This is a genomic window from Anaerotruncus sp. G3(2012) (genome assembly GCF_000403395.2).
GTDB lineage: Bacteria > Bacillota > Clostridia > Oscillospirales > Ruminococcaceae > Anaerotruncus.
The window spans coordinates 337224-362338 of record NZ_KE159668.1; the positions used below are offsets into that span (position 1 = coordinate 337224).

The 25115-nt window shown below is 57.4% G+C and carries 30 protein-coding genes; 29 read left to right on the forward strand and 1 reads right to left on the reverse strand.

The window, feature by feature from the left end:
* Window positions 1-669 precede the first annotated feature (669 nt).
* From C814_RS13360 to C814_RS13395, 9 genes are read left to right on the forward strand one after another with little or no spacing between them, the layout of a single operon-like run.
* Entirely contained in the window at window positions 670-2010 is a 1341-nt protein-coding gene (locus tag C814_RS13360; RefSeq protein ID WP_016315868.1) for a site-specific DNA-methyltransferase, read from the forward strand.
* Entirely contained in the window at window positions 2003-2701 is a 699-nt protein-coding gene (locus C814_RS0104755; RefSeq protein WP_016315869.1) for a hypothetical protein, read from the forward strand. Before C814_RS13360 ends, C814_RS0104755 begins: the two co-directional genes overlap by 8 nt.
* Window positions 2702-2755: 54 nt before the next feature.
* Window positions 2756-3298: a hypothetical protein gene (locus tag C814_RS13365; RefSeq protein ID WP_016315870.1), complete on the forward strand. Its 543-nt coding sequence runs from the start codon at window positions 2756-2758 to the stop codon at window positions 3296-3298.
* Window positions 3282-5132: a phage terminase large subunit family protein gene (locus C814_RS13370; protein ID WP_016315871.1), complete on the forward strand. Its 1851-nt coding sequence runs from the start codon at window positions 3282-3284 to the stop codon at window positions 5130-5132. Before C814_RS13365 ends, C814_RS13370 begins: the two co-directional genes overlap by 17 nt.
* Window positions 5133-5145: 13 nt before the next feature.
* Window positions 5146-5367 (forward strand): hypothetical protein, encoded by a 222-nt coding sequence (locus tag C814_RS13375; RefSeq protein ID WP_016315872.1) that lies wholly within the window; start codon window positions 5146-5148, stop codon window positions 5365-5367.
* A 4-nt stretch (window positions 5368-5371) separates the two neighbouring features.
* On the forward strand, window positions 5372-6970 hold the full coding sequence (locus C814_RS13380; RefSeq protein WP_016315873.1) for a phage portal protein: 1599 nt from the start codon (window positions 5372-5374) through the stop codon (window positions 6968-6970).
* Window positions 6936-7535 (forward strand): HK97 family phage prohead protease, encoded by a 600-nt coding sequence (locus C814_RS13385; RefSeq protein ID WP_016315874.1) that lies wholly within the window; start codon window positions 6936-6938, stop codon window positions 7533-7535. Before C814_RS13380 ends, C814_RS13385 begins: the two co-directional genes overlap by 35 nt.
* 5 nt (window positions 7536-7540) lie before the next feature.
* Window positions 7541-9112 carry a phage major capsid protein gene (locus C814_RS13390; protein ID WP_016315875.1) on the forward strand — a complete coding sequence of 524 codons (1572 nt, stop codon included), beginning with the start codon at window positions 7541-7543 and terminating at the stop codon, window positions 9110-9112.
* Window positions 9113-9129: 17 nt separating this feature from the next.
* Window positions 9130-9456 (forward strand): DUF2190 family protein, encoded by a 327-nt coding sequence (locus tag C814_RS13395; protein WP_016315876.1) that lies wholly within the window; start codon window positions 9130-9132, stop codon window positions 9454-9456.
* Here C814_RS13395 and C814_RS0104760 read toward each other — a convergent pair.
* The gene (locus C814_RS0104760) at window positions 9446-9703 is read right to left on the reverse strand and encodes a hypothetical protein (RefSeq protein WP_022788401.1); all 258 of its coding nucleotides are present in this window, start codon (window positions 9701-9703) and stop codon (window positions 9446-9448) included. The two genes, C814_RS13395 and C814_RS0104760, sit on opposite strands and share 11 nt — an antisense overlap.
* 14 nt (window positions 9704-9717) lie before the next feature.
* On the opposite strand from C814_RS0104760, the gene C814_RS13400 reads away from it, so the two are divergent.
* The 20 genes from C814_RS13400 to C814_RS13480 form a co-directional block, all read left to right on the forward strand.
* The gene (locus C814_RS13400; protein WP_016315877.1) at window positions 9718-10056 is read left to right on the forward strand and encodes a hypothetical protein; all 339 of its coding nucleotides are present in this window, start codon (window positions 9718-9720) and stop codon (window positions 10054-10056) included.
* Window positions 10053-10625, forward strand: coding sequence for a phage tail protein (locus C814_RS13405; RefSeq protein ID WP_016315878.1), 573 nt, complete (start codon window positions 10053-10055; stop codon window positions 10623-10625). The genes C814_RS13400 and C814_RS13405 overlap by 4 nt, the downstream gene beginning before the upstream one ends.
* Complete coding sequence (locus C814_RS0104765; protein ID WP_016315879.1) at window positions 10622-11164, forward strand: hypothetical protein; 543 nt, start codon at window positions 10622-10624, stop codon at window positions 11162-11164. The genes C814_RS13405 and C814_RS0104765 overlap by 4 nt, the downstream gene beginning before the upstream one ends.
* Window positions 11161-11406, forward strand: coding sequence for a hypothetical protein (locus C814_RS13410; RefSeq protein WP_016315880.1), 246 nt, complete (start codon window positions 11161-11163; stop codon window positions 11404-11406). Before C814_RS0104765 ends, C814_RS13410 begins: the two co-directional genes overlap by 4 nt.
* On the forward strand, window positions 11406-12872 hold the full coding sequence (locus C814_RS13415) for a phage tail sheath family protein (protein WP_016315881.1): 1467 nt from the start codon (window positions 11406-11408) through the stop codon (window positions 12870-12872). The genes C814_RS13410 and C814_RS13415 overlap by 1 nt, the downstream gene beginning before the upstream one ends.
* 6 nt (window positions 12873-12878) lie before the next feature.
* Window positions 12879-13403, forward strand: coding sequence for a phage major tail tube protein (locus tag C814_RS13420; RefSeq protein ID WP_016315882.1), 525 nt, complete (start codon window positions 12879-12881; stop codon window positions 13401-13403).
* 15 nt (window positions 13404-13418) lie between these two features.
* Complete coding sequence (locus C814_RS13425; protein WP_016315883.1) at window positions 13419-13769, forward strand: phage tail assembly protein; 351 nt, start codon at window positions 13419-13421, stop codon at window positions 13767-13769.
* A gap of 35 nt (window positions 13770-13804) precedes the next feature.
* Window positions 13805-13933, forward strand: a complete 129-nt coding sequence (locus C814_RS24795; RefSeq protein WP_022788402.1) for a hypothetical protein — start codon at window positions 13805-13807, stop codon at window positions 13931-13933.
* Window positions 13914-17357: a phage tail tape measure protein gene (locus C814_RS22335; protein ID WP_016315884.1), complete on the forward strand. Its 3444-nt coding sequence runs from the start codon at window positions 13914-13916 to the stop codon at window positions 17355-17357. Before C814_RS24795 ends, C814_RS22335 begins: the two co-directional genes overlap by 20 nt.
* 11 nt (window positions 17358-17368) lie before the next feature.
* The gene (locus C814_RS13435; RefSeq protein WP_016315885.1) at window positions 17369-17578 is read left to right on the forward strand and encodes a tail protein X; all 210 of its coding nucleotides are present in this window, start codon (window positions 17369-17371) and stop codon (window positions 17576-17578) included.
* A 1-nt stretch (window position 17579) separates the two neighbouring features.
* Window positions 17580-18890, forward strand: coding sequence for a phage late control D family protein (locus C814_RS13440; RefSeq protein ID WP_016315886.1), 1311 nt, complete (start codon window positions 17580-17582; stop codon window positions 18888-18890).
* Between the two features lie 10 nt (window positions 18891-18900).
* The gene (locus C814_RS22340) at window positions 18901-19536 is read left to right on the forward strand and encodes a phage baseplate assembly protein V (RefSeq protein ID WP_016315887.1); all 636 of its coding nucleotides are present in this window, start codon (window positions 18901-18903) and stop codon (window positions 19534-19536) included.
* 10 nt (window positions 19537-19546) lie between these two features.
* Window positions 19547-19942, forward strand: coding sequence for a phage tail protein (locus C814_RS13445; protein WP_016315888.1), 396 nt, complete (start codon window positions 19547-19549; stop codon window positions 19940-19942).
* 16 nt (window positions 19943-19958) lie between these two features.
* Complete coding sequence (locus tag C814_RS13450; RefSeq protein WP_016315889.1) at window positions 19959-20267, forward strand: GPW/gp25 family protein; 309 nt, start codon at window positions 19959-19961, stop codon at window positions 20265-20267.
* Window positions 20257-21414, forward strand: a complete 1158-nt coding sequence (locus C814_RS13455) for a baseplate assembly protein (protein ID WP_016315890.1) — start codon at window positions 20257-20259, stop codon at window positions 21412-21414. The genes C814_RS13450 and C814_RS13455 overlap by 11 nt, the downstream gene beginning before the upstream one ends.
* Complete coding sequence (locus tag C814_RS13460; RefSeq protein WP_016315891.1) at window positions 21407-22879, forward strand: phage tail protein; 1473 nt, start codon at window positions 21407-21409, stop codon at window positions 22877-22879. The genes C814_RS13455 and C814_RS13460 overlap by 8 nt, the downstream gene beginning before the upstream one ends.
* The gene (locus tag C814_RS13465; RefSeq protein ID WP_016315892.1) at window positions 22873-23190 is read left to right on the forward strand and encodes a hypothetical protein; all 318 of its coding nucleotides are present in this window, start codon (window positions 22873-22875) and stop codon (window positions 23188-23190) included. The genes C814_RS13460 and C814_RS13465 overlap by 7 nt, the downstream gene beginning before the upstream one ends.
* A gap of 3 nt (window positions 23191-23193) precedes the next feature.
* Entirely contained in the window at window positions 23194-23718 is a 525-nt protein-coding gene (locus C814_RS13470; RefSeq protein WP_016315893.1) for a hypothetical protein, read from the forward strand.
* Entirely contained in the window at window positions 23718-24122 is a 405-nt protein-coding gene (locus C814_RS13475; protein ID WP_016315894.1) for a hypothetical protein, read from the forward strand. The genes C814_RS13470 and C814_RS13475 overlap by 1 nt, the downstream gene beginning before the upstream one ends.
* A 15-nt stretch (window positions 24123-24137) precedes the next feature.
* Window positions 24138-25115 (forward strand): SUMF1/EgtB/PvdO family nonheme iron enzyme (locus C814_RS13480; protein ID WP_016315895.1); only part of this gene is annotated, 978 nt, incomplete at its 3' end.

Below are 25115 nucleotides of genomic sequence, written 5' to 3' on the forward strand. Positions count from 1 at the left end.
TTTTCGGAGATAAAATCCCCCGGCATAGCCACAGCTGGCGAAGCCCCGGAAATCTCGGCTCCCATGGATACACCATATCAGCAAGGCTGATTTTCAGTCCCGCTTTTTTCAGAAATCCATGCGCCTGAAAAAAGAGGCCACAGAAAGCACCCCCATATAAGCGCCCCGGTAAAGGCCCTGTTTTGCAAGGGCTGGATTTATAGGGAGTTTATACGGCCCGCCTTCGCATAGCGTCTCATTTTTCCTGTGGAAAAAACAGCCCACAGCAGAGGCATAGCCGGGAAAGTGTACCCCCTTAGAACAGGGGGCCACCGTGCAGGCTGTGTGCGGCGCACAGAGGGGGCCGTGTACAGAGAGGCCATGCAGCATAGCACATAGGACAAAGACCAGAGCCTGTGTTCAATAGGCTTTGGCCTTTGCTTTATAAGAGCATAAGCACAAGGCAAACATTCACAGCGACAAGCAGCGACAGCGCTCCCTCATGCACAGAGGGCAGCAGACAGAGCGCGAAAGGAAAGGGGCCTCACCCCGCATGGCCATAGGTACTACTGACCCCCAGGACGGGCTGCGGGGCGAGGAAGGCCCGACGGTTTTTCCCCTGAAATCAAAAAATTTCCCGGCGTTTCGTTACGCAGGCCCCATACCGGGGCCAAAAAAGGAGGGCTGGCCGTGAAATTTGAACGGCGGAAGCTGGCTGATTTGCGGCCGGCAGAGTACAATCCCCGCAAGAAACTGACCCCGGATGACCCGGAATATATCCAAATTCGCAACAGCCTGAACGAATTCGGGTACGCCGATCCCATCGTGATCAACAGCGATGGCACCATCATCAAGGGCCACCAGCGCCGCAATGTGATGATGGACCTGGGCTATACCGAGGCAGAGGTTATCATTCTCGACATTCAGGACAAGGCAAAGGAAAAAGCCCTGAACATTGCCCTGAACAAAATCACCGGCAAGTGGGACAACGCCATCCTGAAAGACCTGCTGGTGGAGCTTGACCTCGAAGGGTATGACTTCTCGGTGACTGGCTTTCAGCGCCCCGACCTGGAAGATTTGATTCAGGAACTGGACATTCCGCCAGAGGCCACAGAGGATGACTTCGACCCGGAAGAAGCCGCAAAGAACATTGATGTCCCTACCACCCGCAAGGGGGACATCTGGCAGTTAGGCCGGCACCGCCTCATGTGTGGCGATTCCACCGATGCCGCCGATGTGGAGCGGCTGATGGGCGGCGCAAAGCTCGACCTCATCATCACCGACCCGCCCTACAATGTGGACTACGGCGCAAAGACGGAATTTCTGGAAAGCTATCTCGGTCAAGAGGGCAGCAGGGCGAACAGCACCATCGAAAACGACCACATGGATGCCTTGAGCTTTTACAAATTCCTGCTGGCATCTTTCCAGAATATGAACCAAGCCATGCGGCCCGGTGCCGCGATCTATGTTTTTCACGCCGAAAGCACCGGCCTCCAATTCCGGCAAGCCTATGCCGATGCAGGGCTGAAAATGGCACAATGCCTGATCTGGGAGAAAAACGCCTTCGTTCTGGGCCGTCAGGATTACCAATGGCGGCATGAGCCGATTCTCTACGGCTGGAAAGAGGGGGCGGCGCATTATTTCATCAATGACCGCACCCAGGACACCGTACTGCTGGAAGATGAGCTGGACTTCAAAGCTATGAAGAAGCAGGAACTTCTGGCTTTCATCGAAAATTACATCCGGCAGTACAAAGACCTGACCACCGTCCACTTTGAAAACAAACCGGCCCGGAATGCCCTGCACCCCACCATGAAGCCCATCCCGCTGGTCGGGCGGCTGATGAACAACTCCAGCAAACCGGGATGGATGGTCGGTGACTTCTTCGGAGGGAGCGGCACCACCCTCATGGCGGCGGAACAGCTGGGCCGGACAGCCTATCTCATGGAGTACGATGAGCGCAATGTGGATGTGATCGTCCAGCGCTGGGAAGCCTACACCGGAAAAAAGGCGGTGCTGCTGAATGAATGAGCTGGACAACCTGACGCTTGACGGTTTCGACCTCGGCGCAGCGCTCGGAATTCCCGAACAGGAAAAAGCGGCCCCGGCCACCCTGCCCGATCAGGGCGGGATCAAGGTTTCCCACCGGATGGGCGCTCGGCAGCTTTGGAGAAAGGCCGCATCCGAAAAGGCGCTGGAGGATGCCATCGACTGGCATTTCAGGGAGGGCGATTGCTACCACTGCTTCAGCTCCGGGGATGTGGACAGCTTCTCCTTTTTCAAGATGGTTCTCCGGCAGCAGCACATCAAATATGCCGCCATTTCCACCTGGTGCATGGCCGGTGAGGATGTGAAGGATCTCCGCAAGTGGCATGAGCGGGGAATGATTGACCGGGTGGACTTTTTCGTGGGTGAGATTTTCAAAGGGAGCTATCCGGATGTTTACGCCGCCGTTCTGGATTTCATAGCAGCCTGCGGCGGTCGGCTGGTGATCTTCCGCAACCACTCCAAAGTGATGGCTATCGAGGGGGAACGGTTCGACTGCCTCATCGAATCCAGCGCCAATGTGAACACCAATCCACGGAGTGAAAACACGGTAGTCACGGTAGACCGGGAACTGGTCGGACAGTACATACAGCTCTTTTCCGAGATTATCCCGTTCAACAAAAAACCCGGCGCAGAGCCATACAGGAAAGCCGCCCTTCAGGGAGAGGGGCGGTGAGCCATGACCATAGAACAGCTTCAGCGTGAAATTCTACGAGGGGAGGTCCTTTATTTGGACAACAACAGAAATGTGGCCGGGGGCGGACTTTACAGGGTGGAGATCATCGCCCAGCTTTTCGGCGTCACCGTCCGCCGCATCCAGCAGCTGACGCAGGAGGGTGTCCTGCCCACAACCGAAACGGTGGACGGACGGCGCTATGACCTCGTGCCGACCATTCAGCAGTATGTCAAATACCTGTCGGACAAGGCATACGGCAAAGACCGCTCCGAAAAAGAGCTTGAACTTCGGGAGCAAAAGATGAAAGCGGACATCGCCCTGAAGGAATCCCAGGGTGAACTGCACCGCCTGAAAACCGACATCGCCGCCGGGAAGTACATAGCGGTGGAGGAAGTCACGATGGACTATGAGCGGTTCTTCGTGACCTTCAAGAATTTTGCCATGAGCCTCCCGGCCCGGCTGACGGATGAAATCAGCGGATACATCGACCCGCTGGAAGCCCGGCGGATCGAAAAAGAACTGCACCAAAAAATCCGCAACCTGCTGGTCGCTTTCGTAGTGGCGGGAGTATCGAAGCAGGATGGCGGCAAGAAGTAGAAGCCCCCGGTTCCGCAAATACCCGGTAGCGCCCTATCAAAAAGCGGCCCTCGAATCCCTGAAGCCCCCGGAGAACATCACGGTCTCGGAATGGGCCGAAAAATACCGGGTGCTGGATTCCAAATCATCGGCCATGCCGGGGCCATGGCGGAATGACAAGACCCCATACCTCGCCGGGATCATGGATGAACTCTGCAACTACGAAACAGAGGAAATCATCTTCGTCAAACCCTCGCAGGTCGGCGGCACGGAGGCCCTGCTCAATATGCTGGGCTGGGCCATTCAGCAGGACCCATCGCCCACCATGTGCGTGTACCCTTCGGATGTTCTGGCAGAGAGCTTGGTGGTCAACCGGTTCCGCCCCATGATCTACGCAGCGCCCACACTCCGGCGGCGGTACCGGGAAAGCGAATCCTCAAAATCAGAGCTTCAATTCGATGGGATGTACCTGAGCATGGTCGGCTCCAACAGCCCCTCCCAGCTGGCCAGCAAGGCGATCCGATTTCTCTTTCTGGATGAGGTGGACAAATACCCCGGCGCATCCAAAAAAGAGGCAGACCCAATCTCGCTGGCCAAAGAGCGGACAAAGACCTTCCACAACCGGAAAATATTCATGACCTCCACCCCTACCCTGAAAACCGGCCACATCTGGAAAGCTATGGAAGGGGCGGATGTCGTAAAGCACTACTTTGTCCCCTGTCCCCACTGCGGGAAATTTATAGAGCTGAAGTGGAAGCAGGTGAAATTTCCCGATGAAGGGATGGGCTACTCGGAGCGGGCAGAGCTGGCCGCATACATCTGCCAGGAATGCGGGGCCATCATTACAGACCAGCACAAGCCGCAGATGCTCCGCTATGGGGAATGGCGGGTAGTGGAGGAACGAGCGAAACCGGCACGGAGGGTGGCCTATTGGATCAATACCCTTTATTCCCCCTTCGTTCGGTTTTCCGAGATGGCAAAGGCATTCCTTACCAGCAAGGATGACCCAGATGCCTTCCAGAACTTCACCAACAGCTGGTTTGCAGAACCGTGGGAGGACACCAAATTGAAAACCAATGCAGACCTTGTGCTGGAGCGCCAAACAGCGCTGCCGGAACTCACGGTCCCGAAGTGGGCAAAGCTCCTGACCGCCGGCGTGGATGTGCAGGAATCCAGCGTCTACTGGTCTATCCGGGCATGGGGAAACCACCTGACCAGCCAGAATATCGCCCACGGCCAAGCGGACAGCTTCGCAGAGGTGGAACACATCATGAACCTGCAGTACCCCCGTGAGGATGGCGGCGATTCGATGGTGGTAGCGCTGGCCCTCATCGACAGCGGTGACAACACCGACCTGGTCTATGATTTCTGTTCAGTGAATGCGGACTGGGCGCTCCCCAGCAAGGGATCGTCCCACCCTATGGATACCCACTTCCGGCTCTCCAAGGTGAACCGCACCGATAGCAAAGCCTACGGCATGAATCTGGTGATGATCGACACCGGGAAGTACAAGGACATGATCGCCGGGCGAATGCGGAAAGAAAACGGGACCGGCAGCTGGATGGTTTACCTCGGATGCGACCGGGAATATGCGGAACAGGTGACAGCGGAACACAAGGTCAGCGTCAAAAGCGGCGAGCGCACCATCCAGAAATGGGTGCTGAAATCGTCCCATGCGGATAACCACTACCTCGATACAGAGGTCTATGCCATGTGCGCCGCCGATGTGCTGGGCGCTCGGTATTTCCATCTGGACGATGCAGAGGTTCAGCCTCGCAAAGAGGCGGAGAAAAAGCCTGATCCAGTCTACGCCCCGGAAGAAAGCTGGATTGGGCAGCATGAATCGTGGATTTAGGAGGCGAGTAATTGTGAACGACTATACAGCGGAACAGCGGCTGGCAGAGGTAAACAAGGCCATTCAGGCCGTCCTGCTCGGCGGTCAGAGCTACAAGCTCGGCAGCCGGAGCGTGACAAGGGCAGATCTCGCCCTTTTGAGGGCCATGCGGAATGAACTGGAAGCAGAGCTGGCAAGCGGCGAATCTTCCATGCTGCTCTCGGATACCTTTGTCGCTGTTTTCGATTCGAGGTGAGCGCATGAACATCATCGACAAAATCATCGGCTGGTTCAATCCGGAGGCCGGGGCAACACGGGAAGCATGGCGGCAGATTATGGAGGAACAGCGCCGCAACTATGATGCCGGGAACGGGAGCCGGCTGAACGCCAACTGGCGGGTATTTAACCAGAGCGCCGAATACACCGACCGGTACAGCCGGGACACCGTCAGGGCCAGAGCCAGGGATCTGGAAAGAAACAGCGATATAGCGAATTCGCTAATTGGCCCATTCGTCCGCAATGTAGTGGGCAAGGGCCTCATCCTTCAGGCCGATACGCCAAGTGAAAAACTGAACGGCGAAATCGAAAAGCTCTGGAAAACATGGTGCAAGAAGCGCAACTGCGATGTGACCGGCACCCAGAGCCTGAATCAGATGCTCCGCATGGCCGTCCGCCGGAAAAAAGTGGACGGCGGTGTCCTTTTTGCGAAGCGCTACACCAAGGGCGGCGTTCTCCCCTTCAAGCTGCAGCTTTTCGAGGTGGATGAACTGGATGCATCGCAGATGGCCCCAAAGCACAAGGGCAACCGGGTGATTGGCGGCATTGAGTACGACCAATACAATGCCCCGGCAGGATATTGGATTCGGCAGTATTCCCTGGACGGGATGAGCATCACGGAGCCGGTATTCCTCCCGGCGGCAGATGTCATTTTTTATTTCAGCAAGCGCCGACCCTCCCAGCTTCGGGAAATGTCGGACATGGCCCAGACCATCACCCGCATCCGGGATGCCAACGAATTCATGACAGCCTTCTCGGTCAAGCAGCGGATAGAGGCGTGCTTCGGCATCGCCATCAAACGCGCTCTGCCGACCGCCGGAATCGGCAGGCCCGGTACCACAACCGTGGGCGGAAAGCAGACCTATGACGGGAAAACCCTTTCCCCCGGCATGATGCTGGAAATGAACCCCGGCGATGAAATCCAAAACATCAACCCGCAAGGGCAATCCACCGATGCATCCGCTTATGTCAAGCTCATGCTCCGCATGATTGGAGCCGGGCAGGGCCTCAGCTATGAGGCCACATCCAGGGATATGAGCCAATGCACCTACTCCAGCGCCAGGCAGGGGCTGATCGAGGACGGGATGACCTACGCAGAGGAAGATGAACTGCTGGCGGAAATTCTGGATGAGATCTATGAAACCTTCATCATTTCGGCGGTTTTGGCCGGGGCGGTTTCCATCCCGGACTTCTGGAATCGAAAGGATGAGTATTTCCGTCATTCCTTCGAGAAACCGCCAAAGGACTGGATCGACCCCAGCAAAGAGGCCACCGCCACCAAGATCGCGCTGATGACCGGCCAAAAGACATTCAAACAGATCGCCGCAGAAAATGGTGCGGATTGGAGAAAGCAGATTGATGACATCTGCGAAGTTTTAGACTACGCCAGAGAGGAACACGGCGTGGATTTAGGAGGTGTAATCCTTGGACAAAAGAAATCGGACGGTCTCTACGAGGACGAACCCGCCGAATCCGCCCCGCCCCCCGGTGGTGGGCAGATTCCCGCCGTTCCCCCAGATGGAGGCCAGAACCCGGAGCCTGACGGCGATGGGGACACGGACGGAGAAGCCGGGGAGGAATGACCGGCGGACGCTGATGGCCGCAACCCTCCAGCGCATGGAGGGAGAAGGAAACGAGCGGAAATTCACCCTTTCCTTCTCTTCGGAGGAACCCTACGAGCGGTGGTTCGGCGTGGAAATCCTGGACCACGGCCCCGGCGCTGTTGATCTGGCGCGGCTGAATGAAATCGGCTGTCTGCTGTTCAATCACAACCGGGATGCCGTGATCGGGAAGGTCAACCGGGCATGGGTAGATGGGAACCGGGGATATGCAGAGGTGGAATTCGACACCGATGAGCAATCCGAAATCATCTACCAGAAGGTACGCAGCGGGACGCTGAAAGGCGTGTCGGTCGGGTACCGGATCGATTCACTTGAGGAAGTAATGGCCGGAAAGACAAGCGCCGATGGCCGCTTTACCGGGCCGTGTGAAATCGCAAGGAAATGGTGGCCCTTTGAGATTTCCATCGTGTCGGTGCCAGCGGATGCCACGGTCGGCGTGGGCCGCGAGGCGGAACAGCCCAGAGCAACCCCTCTGAGTGTCTACGAGAGCCAACTTCAAATCAACAAAAACATCATAGGAGGTTAGAAACTATGGACAAAAAGCAGAAACGCGCAGCGGCCCTGAAGCGCCAGCAGGAACTTGTCAATGCTGCAAAGGCCGCAAGCAGGGAGATGACCGCCGAGGAAACGGCGGAATTCAATACCCTGCAAGGCCAGATCGACCAGCTGAATCGGGAAATCGCTGATGAGGAACGCCAGCAGGGCGGGAATCCTCCCGCACCTCCGGCCCCTTCGGCCGGTGCGCCCACCACGCCCCCGGATCAGCAGCGGGAAATCGAGGAACGCGCCCGGACAGCCGAACGCAACCGGGTGAAGGAAATCTCTGCCATCTGCCGGGATTTCGGGTACGACCCCGGTAAGTACATTGATGACGGCCTCAGCGTGGAGCAGGTCAGGGCCGCAGTGCTGGACGAACTCCGGCGGGACAAAGCCCCTATCGGCACCGGCATTCATGTCACCGACAGCGGCGAGGATGAATTCAGGCGGGATGCCGTGGACGGCCTCCTGCTTCGCGGCGGCGTCCAGGTGGAGAAGCCCAGCAATGGCTCGGCGCAGTTTGCCGCCATGTCCCTGCGGGATCTGGCAATTACCTGCCTGGAGCGCTCCGGCGTTTCCGGCGCTCGTTACATGAGCAGCGATGAGATTCTGCGGGAGATTTGCACCCGGCAGTATTACAACCCCACCGCCGCATTCCCCACCATCCTCGACAACGCCATCAACAAGGCGTATGTGGAGGGCCACCGCACCGCCGCCGTGACCTTTGACCTTTGGACCCGCAAGGGCAGCCTGAAGGACTTCAAGATTCATGACAACAACTATCTGGCCGGTCCTATCGGGGATTTTCTGGAAGTGCCGGAGGGCGGCGAACTGAAAGGCGATAAGCCCACCGATGCCAAACTGCCCACCCGTCAGATCAGGACCTACGGGAAACAGTTTACTTTGAGCCGCCAGGCATTCATCAATGATGACATTGATCTGGTAACCCGCATCCCGGCCAGACACGCCGCCGCTGCCCGGAGAACCATCAACACCCAGTGCTATCGGATTCTCCTGAACAATCCCAACATCTACGATGGCACCCCGCTCTTCAGCGCAGCCCACAAGAACCTGTTGAAAACCGGGACCGGCATCACCCAAGAGGCGGTGCAGGCCATGATCATGGCGCTGTCCACCCAAAAGGATGAATTCGATCAGCCCATCATCGTGCGCCCCGGCAAGATCATTGTTCCCGCCGGTCTGACCTTTGACATCTACACCCTGTTCAACAGCCCCACCATCCACACCGAGGGCAACACCCAAGCGGTGAATCCCCTCTACGCCTACAAGGATATGCAGATCGTGGAGGACCCCACCATCAACGCCCTGTGCGGCGGCTTCGGGAATGTGATGCCTTGGTTCATGACCGCAAACAGCGCCGACACCGCCTTCATTGAGGTGGACTACCTCAACGGGCAGGAGGTGCCGACCATCCGCCGGATGGAAACCCCCAGCCAGCTGGGCTTTGTCTGGGACATCTACCTCGACTGGGGCATCAATGTGATGGACTTCCGCGGGGCCATCAAGAATCCCGGCAAAATCATCAACAGCCCTCTGGGGCAGTGAGAAAGGAGTAAAGAGCAATGGCTGAATATCTGCAGAGAGGGGAAGCGCTGGACTACACCAACGCAACCGACAATCTCATCCCGCACGACACGGTCGTAGCCCTGAAGGATCGCATCGGCGTGACCGGCTGCCCCATCCCTCCCGGCAAAACCGGCAGCCTTCATATGATCGGCGTTTTCGAGATCAAAAAGACTGGCACCGCCGCCATTGCCATGGGCCAGACCGTCTACTTTGACGGGACCGGCATCACCGATGTGGTTGGGGAAGGCTCGATCAAGGCCGGGTATGCTGCCGCCCCCGCCGATGCCGCCGGGGCCTCGGTGCTGGTAAGCATCAATGGCTGATCTGGTCGCTCTCGATTTCATCCAGGTCGGATTCCACCGCTTCGGGCCGGGGGACATTCTCCCCTCGGACAACCCGATGCTGGTATCTGCCTGGGTGGAGAGCGGCTCGGCCATATGGCGTGACGGCGATCCCCCCGCATGGGTACCGGCCAAAAGAGCAGCGGCGGAACCCGGACTTCCCGGTATTGCCGTAGGCGGTGAGCTGACCGGGGACGATCTGGCCGGTAAAATTCCGATGACAGAGCAAAGGAGGCGGCCGCTTTGGAAACCCCAACCTTCAAAGAACTCCTGAAAGCGGATGTCCACAACATCTTCCTCAACCCGGCGGAATTCGGGGAGAGGCACCGGGTAAACGGCAAGATCATGGTGATTGTGCTGGATGACATGGAGAACATCGAGCGGGAAAAGAAGATGAAATCCAACATGGACGGCATCTACACCCGCCAGCTGCTCTTTTATGTCGCAGCGGATGATTTCGGAGAGCCGCTCCCCGGACAGGATACCTACCTGCAACTGGACGGCGGCACTTATAAGGTGGTGGATGCCACCGATGAGTGCGGCATTTATGCCATTACACTGGAGGCGAACCGCAGCCGATGATTGCCATCACAGCAGACCCCCAAGACCTGGAACTCGTTCTCTCAAAACTGGAGGGCGCAAAGAAGCAGGCTCCCAAAGCCATACGCACTGCCCTAAACGATACGGCGGTCACGGCCCGGAAACTGCTGGCCCAGCACGCGCAAAAGAGATATACCGTCAAGGATGCCGGTTTCAATAAGCATACCAGAGTCAGGAAAGCAACCCTTTCTAAACTTGAGGCGGCAATCAGTGTGCAGGGCGCACCAATGACACAGCCCCGGTATCACACAACCGCTCCCAAGAGCGGCGTGAAAACAGAGGTGCTGAAAGGATCTGGCCTTCAGGAATTGGTGAACCAAGCCGGAAACAAAGCATTCCTTCAGACCGGGAACAACGGGAACCGGCTCGTGCTTCAGCGAACCGGGAAAGGAAGAACGCCGCTTCACTCGGCGCATGGCCCGTCTGTTTCCAAAATGCTGGAAAAGGTCTATCAGGGCGGCAAGATCACCGATGAAGGGCTGAGGGAGGATATCCTCAAAATTTACCAGGACAACCTGAGAAAACAAATTGAACGGATGGTGACGGCATGAACGCGAGAGAACTCCAAACCGTTGTCAAGGATGACCTGCAGGCGCTTTTTGAGGGGCGCACCTACAAAGCGCCGCCCCCTAAAATCCAGGGAACCCCGGAATTCAATCTGGAGGAATACGACCCGGAAAAGCCCCCGGAGGAACCGGCAGCCGACCCCATCATGGAAAAGCTGGGTGTTTATGAGCAAGACCTTCCCATCCGGGAAAAGGGGGCGGATGATCCGTTCCCGTACATCATCGTCCGGCTTTCCAAGGGCGGCATCGCTACCCCGGTAGCCCCGCACAAGGTAGATATTTTTCTCCTGATCGGCATCTATGACAACGACAAGCGCAACATCGGCCACAAAACCGTCCTGGAAATCATCGAGGACATCCAAAAGCACTACGAGAAACACCCCACCCTCTGCGGCGGGGCGTTTCAGTTTACGGACCCGTTCACATGGGTGCTGCAGGATGAGCCAAGCTACCCGTACTTTTACGGCGGGTGTAATCTCTCCTTTAACCTTGCCGCACCCCGGACAGAAAGCAGGTTCACATGAAAACCATGTATGTCGGCCCCACGATTCCGAGTGTGGCCACCCGCAACACCGTCTACGAGGAAATGCCGGAACCGCTGAAAAAGGCCGCAAAGGCATTCCCGTATTTGGCCGGCCTGTGCGTCCCCATTTCAGAGCTTAGGAAAGCGCTGGATGGAATCCGCAAACGGGACGGCCATATTTACCGACTTTATACCAAAGCGCTGGCAGACAGCGCAGAAATTCAGAAAGGAGCGAATGAGTAATGCCTTACCAGCACGGCGTAAGGGTGCTTGAACAGGCCACAAGCATCGTGGCCCCTATCTTGGGGACCGCAGGGCTTCAGGTAGTTTTCGGCACCGCACCCATCAATCTGGCGGATGATCCCTACAAGGTCACCAACACCCCCCTCATTGCCTACTCGTGGGCAGAGGCGGTCAAGCAGCTGGGATACTCGGCGGACTACAAAAACTATACGCTTTGCGAGGCCATGTACGCCAGTTTTCAGCTGATCGGCGTGGCCCCTGTTATTTTCATCAATGTCCTCGACCCCAAAAAGCACAAGAAGAAAAACGAGGCCGCAACCGTCCCGGTAGAGGAAATGGAGGCCGTGGTTCCCATCACCGGCATTCTGAAGGATACCGTGACCGTCAAGATGAAAGGTGCGGACGAAGAATCCGAGGATACCCCGCTGGGCTTTGAAACCGACTATCTCCTGAGCTTTGACGATGACGGCAATCTGCTGGTTACCCTGATCGCCGGGGGCGCAGGGGCAGCCGCCAAAGCACTGGTGGTGGAATCCACCTCCATCGACCCGACCGCGGTAAAGCCCAGCGACATCATCGGCGCAAGTGCGACCGGCGGCGCAAAGGGCTTCGAGGTTCTCCAGCAGATCTATCCCAAATTCGGCATGACCCCCGGCCTTCTGCTGGCCCCCGGCTGGAGCCATATCCCGGATGTGGGCATCGTCCTCGCTGCGAAATGCGAGGAAATCAACGGCTACTTCACCTGCGAATGCCTCATCGACATTGACAGCACCGCCGATGGATGCACCGCATACAGCGACATCAAGGTGGCCAAAGAGGCGGCTGGGTGCGTTTCCGCCCATGCCATGGCCCTCTGGCCCTGCATCGCCGTAGGCTCCCATTGGTTCTGGTACAGCGCCATCATGGGGGCGCTGATCGCAAAGGTCGATGCGGAAAACGATGATGTGCCGAACCTTTCCCCCTCCAACAAGCTCATCGGAGCGACCGGCACCGTGCTGGCCACCGGAGAGGAAGTGCTGCTGGATCAGGTGCAGGGCAACGCCGTGAACAGCTTCGGCGTAACCACTGCCATCAATGTCAACGGCTGGCGGACCTGGGGCAACAACAGCGCCGTCTACCCGGCCAGCACTGACCCCAAGGATCGCTGGTTCTGCTGCCGCCGGTTCTTCAGCTGGTGGGGGAACAGCTTCATCCTGACCTACTTCCAGAAGGTCGATAACCCGATGAACCCCCGCCTCATCGAAACCATCGTGGATTCCGAGAATATCCGTGGTGCGTCCTATGTTTCCCAGGGGAAATGCGCCAGAGCGGAAATCGTCTACAACGCAGACGAAAATCCGGTGACGGATCTGCTGAACGGAAAAATCACTTTCCATCAGTACCTGACCCCCTATCCCCCGGCGGAGGACATCCTGAACATTCTGGAATTCGACCCGAACGCCCTGAGCGATGCATTAGGAGGTTGATGAGAAATGGCAATCGCAGGAATTCCCGAAGTAATTCGGGACTTTAACCTGTACCTGACCGGCAACAGGCTGGGCGGTACCACCGGGGAAGTGGCGATCCCTGACTTTGAATCCACCACGGCCACCACCTCCGGGAACGGAATCCTCGGTGAGTACGAGGCCATCGTGGTCGGCCATTACGGCAGCATGGAACTGGAAATCCCCTTCCGGTGTATCTGCGAGGATTACTTCGCCGGAATCAATCCCTCCAGCGCCGTGGAGCTTATGCTCCGGGGCAGCATCCAGTACACGGTCAAAGCCACTCAGGACGCAGACGAAATGGGGATGCGTGTGGTGGTTCGAGGCCGGTGCAAGAAAATCGCCATCGGCACGGTGAAGCAGCGTGAGGGCATGGACAGCGCCATCACCCTCGAACTGACCTACATCATGATCGAGATGGACGGGCAAAAGCGCCTGGAGCTTGACAAGCTCAACGGCGTTTTCAAGGTCAACAATGTGGATATGCTGGCGAAAACCCGCCAGCTCACCTGATAGGAGGAAAGCACTATGAGCAACGCAACAGAAAAAACCACCGTCACAGCAACCCCGGAAACCCCCGCCGCCGAGAGCGACACGCTGATCAAATTCAGCAAGCCCTATGTTTTCGAGGGCCAGACCTACACAGAAATCGATCTGGCCGGTTTGGAAAATCTGACCGCAAGGGACATGATCGATGCCGAAAAGTACCTGTTCAAAAGCGGCATCATCTCCCCGCTGCCGGACCAGACCTCGGAGTATATCTGCTTCATCGCCGGTCGGGTGGCCGGTCAGCCGGTGGAGTTTTTCAAGGGGCTTCCCCCGAAAGACATCACACGGGTGAAAAACAAAGTGTCCAGTTTTTTCTACGGCGAGGATTAAGGCCGGGTGACGGGGAGGCGCTCCGGGACATCTGTATGCATCTGGCCATTTCCCTCCATTCGGATTACATCCAGTTTCAGCGGATGCCAATCCATGAACTTCTGGAAACGGTCAATGCATTCAAAAGGGCGGTGACAGCAGCGAATGGCAAGCGCAAAAAGTAAAGAATACCAGCTCGCAATCAAAATCGCCGGTCAGGTGTCCTCCTCGTTCAACAGCGCCATCGGAGAAGCAGAGGGCAAGCTGACAAACCTCGGCACTGTAGCGAAACAGGCGGCGGCGGTAGCAGCCGCCGCCTGGGGCGCTCTGCAGGTCGGACAGTTTATCTCGGACGCGGTCGGTACATACGGAGAGTTTGAACAGGCAATGGCCAATACCTCCGCCATCGCCGGCGCCACGGGGGAACAGTACGATGCCCTCCGGGCGGCGGCTTTGGAGATGGGAAAGGCAACGACCAAATCTGCCTCCGAATGCGCCGATGCCCTCGGCTACATGAGCCTCGCCGGATGGAGTGTGAATGATTCCATCGCCAGTCTGGAACCCATCCTCCGGCTCTCGGAGGCAACACAGATGGATCTGGCCCGCTGCTCCGATCTTGTAACGGACAGCATGAGCGCCCTCGGACTGGGGGTCCAGGACCTGCCCAAATACCTCGATGTGGCCGCACAGGCCAACAACAAATCGAACCAGACAGCAGAGATGCTGATGGAGGCTTACATCGGCGTGGGCGGCACCCTCAAAAATCTCCGGGTGCCGATTCAGGAGTCCGGCGCAGCGCTCGGTGTTCTGGCCAACCGGGGTATCAAAGGCTCCGAGGCAGGAAATGCTTTGAACGCCGTCCTTGTGAATCTTACTACCGGCACTGGACAGGCCGGGAAGATGATGGAACAACTCGGCATATCCGCATTTGACAGCGCCGGAAACTTCATCGGTTTGCAGGAAACCATCCAGCGGGTGTACGAGGCCACAAAGGATATGACAGAGGCAGAGCGCAACGCCGCCCTCGCCGCAATCGGCGGGAAGCAGCACACCGATGCGCTAAACGCTCTCATGTCCGGCCTGACCACCACCACGGCAGAGGGTGTCACCGAATGGAATGCGCTCACACAGGCCCTCTACAATTCGGACGGCGCACTCGGCACCATGGCCGACACGGTCACCAACACATGGCAGGGCGCAACAGAACGCCTGAAATCCGCCATGGATGACCTGAAAATCAATCTGGTTTCCACCTTCGCCCCATACGCAACAGCCGCCATCAATCAGGTGGCGGAATACATCCCGCATATCACGACAGCGGTCACGGCAGCGGCGCAGAGTTTCACAGAAAAAGCCCTGCCGCACATCATCGCATTCAAGGATCGGGCGGTGGAGCTTTTCGGCATGGCTTCCAGCGGCATCGGTCAGGTGGTCAGTGAACACAGCGCCACCTTTGATAAGCTGGGGGAATTGGCCTCCAGAATTGGCGCATTTTTCGCAGACCTGAAGGTCAATGGAGAGCCGGTTCTCGACTTCATCGCAGGGACAGCGCTTCCGGCCATTGTGGACGGCGCTCTGAATCTGGTGGACCGGCTGGCAGACCTCGGTATTTTCCTCACAGAGCATAAGACCCTCGTGCTGGCCATCATCGCGGCCTACGCAGGATTCAAGGGCTTGACTGCCCTCTCCAACCTCGGCGGCAAGATCACAGCAGCGACAAAGACGCTTGAAGCCTTCCAGCAGGTGACGAAAGGCACCAGTCTGGTGACTTCCGTCCTGAACGGGAAGCTCCCGGCAACCTCGGCGGCTTTTGGGGTACTGACAGGGAAAATCAAGCTGACAGAGCTGGCCACAGAGGCTGTAAAGGGAAAGCTGTCCGCTTTCACGGGCGGCTTTAAGGCAATCGGTTCCTTGGGAAAAACGGCTTTTTCCGGCTTGAAAAGCGGTGTCCTTGCCTTTGGCGGTGTGCTCAAGAGTATCGGGGCCAGCATTATGTCCTTCATGGCCACCAACCCGGTCGGCTGGGTGATTTTAGCCATTGCCGCCGTGATCGGCATTGTGGTTCTGCTCTACAACAAATGCGAGTGGTTCCGCGAAAAAGTGGATGCCATCATCGCAGCGGTCAAGGTTTACCTTCAGGCATTCTGGGAAAAGGCAAAAGTGGTTTTCCAAAATATCTGGGAAACGGTCAAAGAGGTTTGGGCAAAGATAGCCCCCTACCTGCAGGCGGCATGGAATACGATTGTAAGCGCCGTTTCGGCGGTTATTTCCTTTTTCCAGACCAATGTCCTGCCGGGAATCCGGGCGGTCTTGACCTCCATTGGCAAGGCGTTCTCCGCCGCTTGGGAACTGATCAAAACCATCTGGGATTTTGTAAAGCCCTATTTTCTCGCCATCTGGGAAGCCATCAAGGCTATTTTCGGCGTAGCGGTCAAGGTTCTCGGCGGCTTTTTCAAGGCGGCGTGGGAGAGAATCAAGCTGGTCTGGGCTGTGGTTTCCCCGTGGTTCTCTACCATCTGGGAATACATCAAGGCTGTCTTTTCGGTGGTCGGAGCCGTGCTGGGCGGATTTTTCAAGACCGCATGGGAAACCATCAAGGGCATCTGGAACACAGCTGTCGCGTTTTTCCAAGCGGTATTTGACACCATCGCCGGGATTTTCAGTGCGGTAAAAGCCGTGCTGCATGGCGATTTTGCAGGGGCATGGGAGGCCATCAAGGGCGTTTTCTCCAGCTGGGGCAATTACTTCCAGACCCTCTGGGACAGCATCAAGAATATTTTCGGAGCTGTGGGCGAATGGCTCGGCGGCGTGTTCTCAGCAGCATGGAGCGGCATCGGGAATATAACAAGCACAGCGCTGGAATCCCTGAAAGGCTCCATCAACGCAATCGGTACCTTCCTCCAGGAAAAGGTGCCATTCCTGGGGGCCATTTTCACCGGCTGGGCCTCCAGCATTACCGCTGCCATTGACAACATCAAGGCAGTCTTCGGCGGGATCATCGAGTTTATCCAGAATGTGTTCTCCGGCAACTGGAGTGCCGCATGGCAAAACATCGTGGATATTTTCAGCAACATCTTCGGGGCCATCGCCAATCTGGTAAAAGCCCCGATAAACGGTGTGATTTCCGCCATCAACTTCATCCTGGAAAAAATCAACAGCATTTCCGTCACAATCCCGGACTGGGTGCCGGGCGTGGGCGGGAAACAACTCGGCTTTAATCTTCCGACTATTCCGCAGCTGGCAGAGGGCGGTGTTGTAAACCAGCCCACCCTGCTGGAAGCCGGGGAGGCCGGGACAGAGGCCATCATCCCGCTGTCGGAGCTTTGGGGCCAGATGCACGGCCTCATGGAAGATGCCATGAGAAGCAGCAATGTGATCCCAATCACAGACCTGCTGGCCGAACTTCGCGGAAACAGGGACAATCCGCCGCCGCAGGACGGCGGGAACGGCCAGCCTCCCATCGTGATCCACTACCAGCCGCAATACCATTTTGAGGGTGAAGCCCCCAGCCGTGAGGATTTGGAGGCGGCGGAAAGAATGTCCCAGGAAGAATTCAACCGTATGGCAAAACAATGGTTGAAAGACATCGACCGGACAAAACTCGCATAGGAGGGGCAGCCATGAAAACCACAAGCACCATCATGGGGGATACCTGGGACACCATCGCCCTGCGGATTTATGGCAATGTACTGAGGGCGCAGGATTTGATGGAGGCCAGAGAAAACCGTCCCCTCCTCGATTATCAGGTATTCCCCGCCGGGGTGACGGTGGCCATCCCGGAAATAGAGGAAACAACCGCCACCGATGACCTGCCAGAATGGAGGAAATAGTATGCTCCCGCGACAGGCAAATGTATCCCTGCTTTACAACGGCGCAAACGCCTCCGGGCAGATTGCCCCCTATCTGGCTTCATTCCAGTACACGGATGTGGCCTCCGGCTCCAGCGATAAAATCAGCATCCAGATAAACGACCGGGATCACCGATGGATTGGCGCATGGTTCCCCCAAAAGGGGGACCTGCTACAGCCCACCATCCAGACCTTCAACTGGTGGGGGGACGGGCAGAATTCCAGATTCCCGTGCGGTACCTTCCGGGTGGATGATTTCAGCTTTGCCGGAGGCCCTATCCGCCTGAGCCTGGATGCCGTGGCAGTCCCCGCTGACAACAGCGGATTCAAGGCCACCAAGCGGACGGAAACCTACGAAAAGACCACCCTGCAGGAAATCGGGCAGGCCATCGCAGACCGGTCCGGCATCTCCCTGTTTTTCGATGCCAGCGACATCGCCATTCAAAAGGTCGAGCAAAATAACCAGAATGACTGTGAATTTTACTGCGGCCTGGTGGAGAAATTCGGCCTCGCCCTGAAGATTTACAACAGCAGGATAGTGGTCTTTTCAGAGGGGACCTATGAGGCCAAAAAGGCAAAGGCCATCCTTACCCCGGCGGACTTTGAACCGGGCTGGTCGTGGAATACCCAGACCACCGGCACCTATACCGGGGTAAAGTACCAGTACACCAACAGCGACAAAAACAAGACCTTCACCGTGACCGCTGGGGGCGGTGACAGAATCCTCGAATGCAACGAACCGGCGGATAACCTGACTGAAGCGACCGCAATAGCGCTGGCCGCTTTGAACAAGGCGAACCGGGGGATGACCACCATGAGCATCACCATGATGGCCATGCCGGGGCTGATTGCTTCGGACTGCGTGGAAATCCGCGGCCTGAAAAGACTTTCCGGTAAATACTTCATCGAGCAGATCACCCACAGTCTGGGGAGCGGTTATAAGATGGCCCTGGAACTTCGGCTGGTGGAGCCGCTCATCACAGAGGCGTCCTCCATTTCCTGCGACTTTGAGAAAGAGAAGCAGGGCAGCCAAAGCGGCGGGTCCTCCGGCGGTGGTTCAGGCTCAACTCCCGGCACACCTGCAGGGCTACCCCAAAAGGGGGAACTGTACACGGTTACCAGCGATAAGAAGGGCTACTACACAGCCGCAGAGGCGGCGGCAGGATCGCCGCTGCCTGGACATCCGACCGGGATGTGCCATCCCGGCACCTACTGGGTGTTCAATGTTTCAGGGGGAATGCTGAACCTCAGCACAGTAAAGACGGTTCCGGGCAACTGGATCAATCCCGGATAGGAGGCGGCGCATGGAAAAGGACTACCTGAGAATCGGGAAAATCTCCAGCATTAACTACCCAAACGGCACCGCCAGAATCACCTACGAGGATAAGGATGACAGCACCACCTCGGAGATGCCCTTCCTGGTGCTGGGGCGGCAATACTGGCATCCAGAGGTAGGCGAACAGGTGCTGGTGGCCCACCTTTCCAACGGCACCTGCGCCGCCGTTATTTTGGGGACGGTATGGCACGATGGCCATAGGCCCATAGAGGGCTTCGAGGGCCTGGACCGCCGGGATTACTGCAACACCCCAGGAAAAGCGGTGGAACGATACGATGAGAAATCGGAGGATTACACCCTGCGAATTGCCGGGGATATGACACTCGGCTCCACCAAGAGCATGACCTTCATGGTGGGCGAAAATGCCGCCATCCAAATCAGCGAGAGCGGCGCGGTCACGGTGATCACTTCGGACACGATCACGGTCACCGCACCCAAAATAAAAGCCACTGTCCCGGAAATCGAAATCAAGGCGGAAACCGGGATCAACATAGACACCCCGGCCATCAAGGTGACTGGGGATGTGATAGCCGGGACGATCAGCCTGCAGAAACACATCCACGATGGGGACAGCGGCGGTGAAACCTCAAAACCAAAGGAATAGGAGGCGGCTCATGGCTATCGGAAACTGGGGAACGGATGTGGTGTTCAGTGTGAGCGACCAGCGGGTGCTGACCTTCAGCGACATGAACCACACGGTCGGCTCCAGCTGGGCAATGCACAGCCGCATGGGCCTGAAAGACCAGACAGAATACCTCCGGCCAAACCTCCAAAAGCTGACCTTCACCATTACCCTCGACTGCAACTACGGCGTGAGGCCGAGAGCCATCCTTGATATGCTGGCCAGACACGCCGAGAGGGGCGATGTTTATGCCTTTGTGGTCGGCGGCAAGCGGGTAGGCCGATACCGGTGGCGGATCACCGATCTAAGCGAGGCATGGGAGGTGGTCTACAACCGGGGAGAACTGGCACGGGCAAAGGTCAATGTGACCATGGAAGAATACATCTGAGGGGAGGAAAAGCCGCATGGATTTGTCAGGAATCGAAATCTCGTTCAATTACGGGGACAGCAGCGAAGCAGAGCGCAAAGAGATCATCCGCAATGTGCAGACCCTCCTGACAACGCCGGTAGGCACCTGCCCCCTTTACCGCGATTTCGGCCTTGATGTCACCTACCTGGACTACCCGATGGATCTGGCGCAAAACCTCTTTGCCGTAGCGGCCATGGAGGCGGTAGAGCGCTGGGAGCCGCGGGTAATCGTCACAGAGGTCACCTTCGAGGCGGACGCAAACGGACATCTGAAAGCAAAGGTGGTGATCGCAAATGCCAGATAGCCTTTTAAGGTCGGTCTTTGACCTGCCGGATGTTTCCTTCATTGACGGGGACAGGCTGGATGCAATGATGCAGAGGCTGGTGACCAACTATGAGCAGAAATATAAAGAGGTCACCGGAAAGACGGTCAGCCTTGGAGCGGCAGACCCGGCCCGGATTCAGCTGTACGCCATCGCCCTCGACCTTTACCAGATCGAGCAGTATGTGGACAGGGCCGGGAAGCAGGACCTGCTGAAATACAGCTACGGCGAATTTCTGGACAACCTCGCCGGGAACCGGCGTGTCATCCGCCAGCGGCCGGCAGCGGCCAGAACCACGATCCGCTTCACCCTCTCGGAAACCAGGGATCACGCCATCGGTATCCCGGCAGGTACCCGGCTGACCAATGGCAATGGCGTGTACTTCCAAACAGAGGAATATGCCGAAGCCGCCGCCGGTTCCAAGTATGTGGATGCAGAGGCTGTCTGCACCACTCAGGGCATAGGGGGCAACGACTTCCTCAAAGGGCAGATCAACATTCTGGTAGACCCGCTGCCCTATGTCGAGAGCATCGAAAATATCACCGATACCGCCGGGGGGACAGACCTCGAAGATGACCTGAGCCTCGCAGAGCGGACATACCTCGCCCCCTCCGGGTACAGCACGGCGGGGCCGCAGGACGCTTATACATTCTGGGCAAAGACCTACAACACCGACATCGGCTCCGTGCTTCCCACAAGCCCTGAACCAGGGGAGGCGGTGATTTACATCCTGATGCGGGACGGCTCCATGCCGGGTGAAGAAGTAATCCGCGGCTTGGAGAACTTCTACCAGGACGAAAGTATTCGCCCCATGACAGACCTTGTGAGCGTTTCCGCACCGGATGAAAAGCCCTTCGACATAGAACTGACCTATTACATCGCCCGCTCCAATCAGGCATCCGCAACTGCCATACAGGCAAGAGTGGATGCCGCCATTCAGGACTTCATCTCTTGGCAAACGACCGAAATCGGCAGGGACATCAATCCGACTGAATTGATCCGCCGGGTGCGGGAAGCAGGGGCCAAACGGGTGCTGCTCACCTCCCCGGTCTTTGCCACAGTGCAGGAAACAGAGGTAGCAAGGCTGGGCAGCAAAAAGGTGACATACGGGGGGCTGGAAGATGACTGACCTCCGCAACGGCCAAATCACTGACCTGCTGAGCAACAGCATGAGGTACAACCCGGAAACCATCTCCATCGGATATGCCATCCGGCAGGAGAAACAGCGCATCATGGCGCTGGCAGACCGCACCCGCCTTATGTCGGCCATTGACAGCCTGGACGAAAGGATTCTGGACTATCTCGCCGTGGAGCTGCGCTCCCCTTTTTACCGGGACAACTACTCCATCGAATCCAAAAGAGCGCTCATCAAAGGGACGCTGGCTTTTTACGGCATCATGGGAACCCCCAAGGCAGTCAACGAGATGCTGAGTACCGTGTTCCCCGGCAGCTACATCGAGGAATGGTACACCTATGGCGGGGAGCCGTACCATTTCCAGGTAATCCTCGAAACCTCACGCTTTAGGGAACGAGCCAACGCATCGGAAATCCGCAGGGCGGTAAACCAGTGCAAGCGCCTGACCGCTCACATGGACGGCCTCATTTACCAGTGCAATATCGGAATCACCATTAAGACCAAAGGCCACGGCTACCAATACCGCAGCGCCTGGACCGGCAAGCCCTATGCAGGTACCGTCCCGTGGCGCAGCACCCGTGGAGGGCTGGAACACAGCGACCTGGAAATCGATACTGCCGCCGAGGGGTATGCTTACGATGCCCCGATGAATGGCACACAGCCCTATCGCAACACCCGCGGGGGATTGGATCACAGCGACCTGCAGGTGGATAGTGCCGCCAAAGGATGGAACTACACATCGGCCTCTGCCGGACAGGCAGAGGCCGGTACCATTCCATGGCGCAGTACCAGCGGCGGTGTGGCGCAAAGCGGGGTGGAAATTGCTCCACAGGCAGATGGGTACCCTTACGATTCTGCACCTGCAGGAACACAGCCAAACCGATCCACCCGTCCCGCTTTCGGGGATGGCGGCGTAGAGGTTGACACGGTGACTGACGGTTTCAGATATACTTCCGAGGCAGCAGGGCGCATAGAGGCCGGGACGGCCCCTCAGCGCTCCACAGGGGGCGGCATAGGTGATGGAGGGATAACCGTCACGCCGGACACCAAAGGCTGGCCCTACGCCGCCACAGCGGCTGGGACAGAGCCTCGGCGCTCTACCTCCGCCGAGCTTCGGGAACACGGCCTCCTTCTGGATGCAGAGGGCAAGGGTCACCCGTACACATCCGTCCCAGCTGGACAAGCAGAGGCGGGAACTGTGCCGCAAAGGTCGATGTCCCTCACCCCAGAGGATGAGGGCATCAAAATCTCCGCAACGGCAAAGGGCTGGCCCTACACCACCCCGGCCAGTGGCCAAATGGAGGCTGGGACAACCCCGGATCGTTCGACCGGCGGCGTGGAAATGGCCGGCGCATTTTTCACAGAGGCAGATGGGGAAGGCTTTCATTACCGGGTGCCGGTATGCGGGACTTCCTACTGTAAATCCAAATCTCGGAAAGGAGGCAAAGCAAAATGCTGACCGAAAAGGCAATCGAAGGGTACAAGGTGTACACGGAGCGAACCATCTCCTATGCCCGGTACCGCCTCGGCTCCACCTGGCATACGGCGCAGATCAGCCGCAAAGAACGGATGAAGGATGGCAGGGTGGCGGTCTACTTCCCCATCATCCCGCAAACCACAGAGGAAGTGACCATCACCACCGTCCAGCTTTACGACAAAAGCGGTGCGCTCTGGGCGGAAAAGGCAGAGGACATCAAAATCGAAAGTGTGCAGGAGGGCGTCCTCTACCGCTTCACATTCGACCTGCACGAAGATGAGGAGGGAACTTAAACCATGTACAGGCAAACCAGATGGGAGGATCGGGTGACGGAATACGAGGACCGCTACCGCGAAACCTCAAATCCGGATGGTACCTTCACCCACACAGAGGTGCCGGGGGAAATCATCCAGGAAGGAACTCCGCAAAACCAGACCAACTTCAACAACATGGAGAATGGCATCCAGGATGCCACCATGGCGGCGCAGATTCTCGCATGGGCGAACTTCCACCAGCAGCGCCACAACGATGAGCATGAGGCCAGCGTGGATGCTGAAATCAAAGGGGAACTGCATGAGATCACCCTGACCAATACCCAGCGGTACCCCTTTAACTCCAGCGTGGACAGCCCCCGCACCGTTGCCATGATCCAGACCCGCCGAAACCTGTTTTACAGCGTAGAGGCTGAGGTCTTGGAGAGCGATGGGCAGGTGGGCGAAATTATCGTCAGCGACAAAGCCCTGAACGGCTTTAAAATCGCATACACAGGTAGCGGTTCCAGCGTAACGCTGGCCGTCAGAATCAAAGGAGGAATGACCTAATGGCAACCGCAAAGAAAAATGTGCAGGTGGTCGAGAAGAACACCGGCACCAAAATCGACTGGAAGCAGAGCGGGAACAAGCTCATCTTCGGGGACGATGACCTCTCCATCAGGTGCGACACCCGCCAGCGGGACTGGCCCGTGCAGGTGGACATCTGCGCCGATGAGGATAGGAATCTGGTGATCGGCGTGGGCAAGGGCCGCTATTATGTGGCTCAGGTGGAAATCCCGCCCATCGCCTATGTCGAAACTGAGATCGAGGCCGCAGAGGGTGAGGATGCCGCTGGCGGCACGATGGACGGCGAGAACCGCAGCAGCGTCAAGCGTGAGGCACTGCCGCTGGATATGAGCGAGGTCACCCTGATTCTTTGGAGCGTGGATGATCTGCCGCTGGCAAAACAGTAAGGGAGGAATTACATCATGGCTAATTTTGATTTGACAGGTCTGGCCCTTTCCATGGTCTGCCCGACCAATAAGCTGATCACCGATGACCGGGGGCTTCCCGGCGTTTATGTGGAACGCGCTGCTCAGCCGCTGAGTGCGCTTCTGGCAGGCGGGGATAGCAGCATCCACCCCGCATTCCTGATCAACGGCATCCAGCATGACAAGATCGCCATCGGCAAATTCCAGGCAAAGACTCACAGCAACCGTGCATACAGCCTCCCCGGCGAGGACCCGACCACTTACATCACCTTCGATGCCTCGGTGCAGGCTTGCAAAAACAAAGGGGACGGCCACCATCTCATCACGGCGGCGGAGTGGGCGTTCCTTGCCCTGCTGGCGAAGAAGAATGGAACGATGCCCAAAGGCAACAACAACTATGGGAAAGATGCGTCCGAAACGCTGAAAATCGCTATCCCCACATCGAAGGATAACAACGGCGCAACCTGCCGGGTAGCCACAGGCACCGGACCGGCCACATGGAGCGATACCGGGGACATTTCCGGCATTTATGATTTGAACGGCAACATCTGGGAATGGGTATCCGGGATGCGGCTGGTCAAAGGCGAACTGCAGGTGATTCCTTACAACAATGCCGCCGATCCGGAATGCGATACCAGCGCCGCTTCTACCCAGTGGAGGGCCATCAACGCCGCCGCCACCAATTACAATGACCTCTTCATTGCGCCGAACGGCCAGGGTACCACAGCTGGTAGCGTGAAACTGGACTTTGTTTCCAACCACTGGCAGTGGGCGGTGACAATCACCAGTCAGAGCGACAGCAGCCGGAATGCCCTCTTTGCCAGCACAACAGCCCTGGGGCTTTCGGATTTCACCAAGAAGTATATGCAGGCGATGGCCCTTCTCCCGGAGGATGGCGCAACAGCGGATGACTACGCTGGGGATAACTTCTGGGGTAATAACGGTGCTGACGAACGGCTTCCTTTGCGCGGCGGC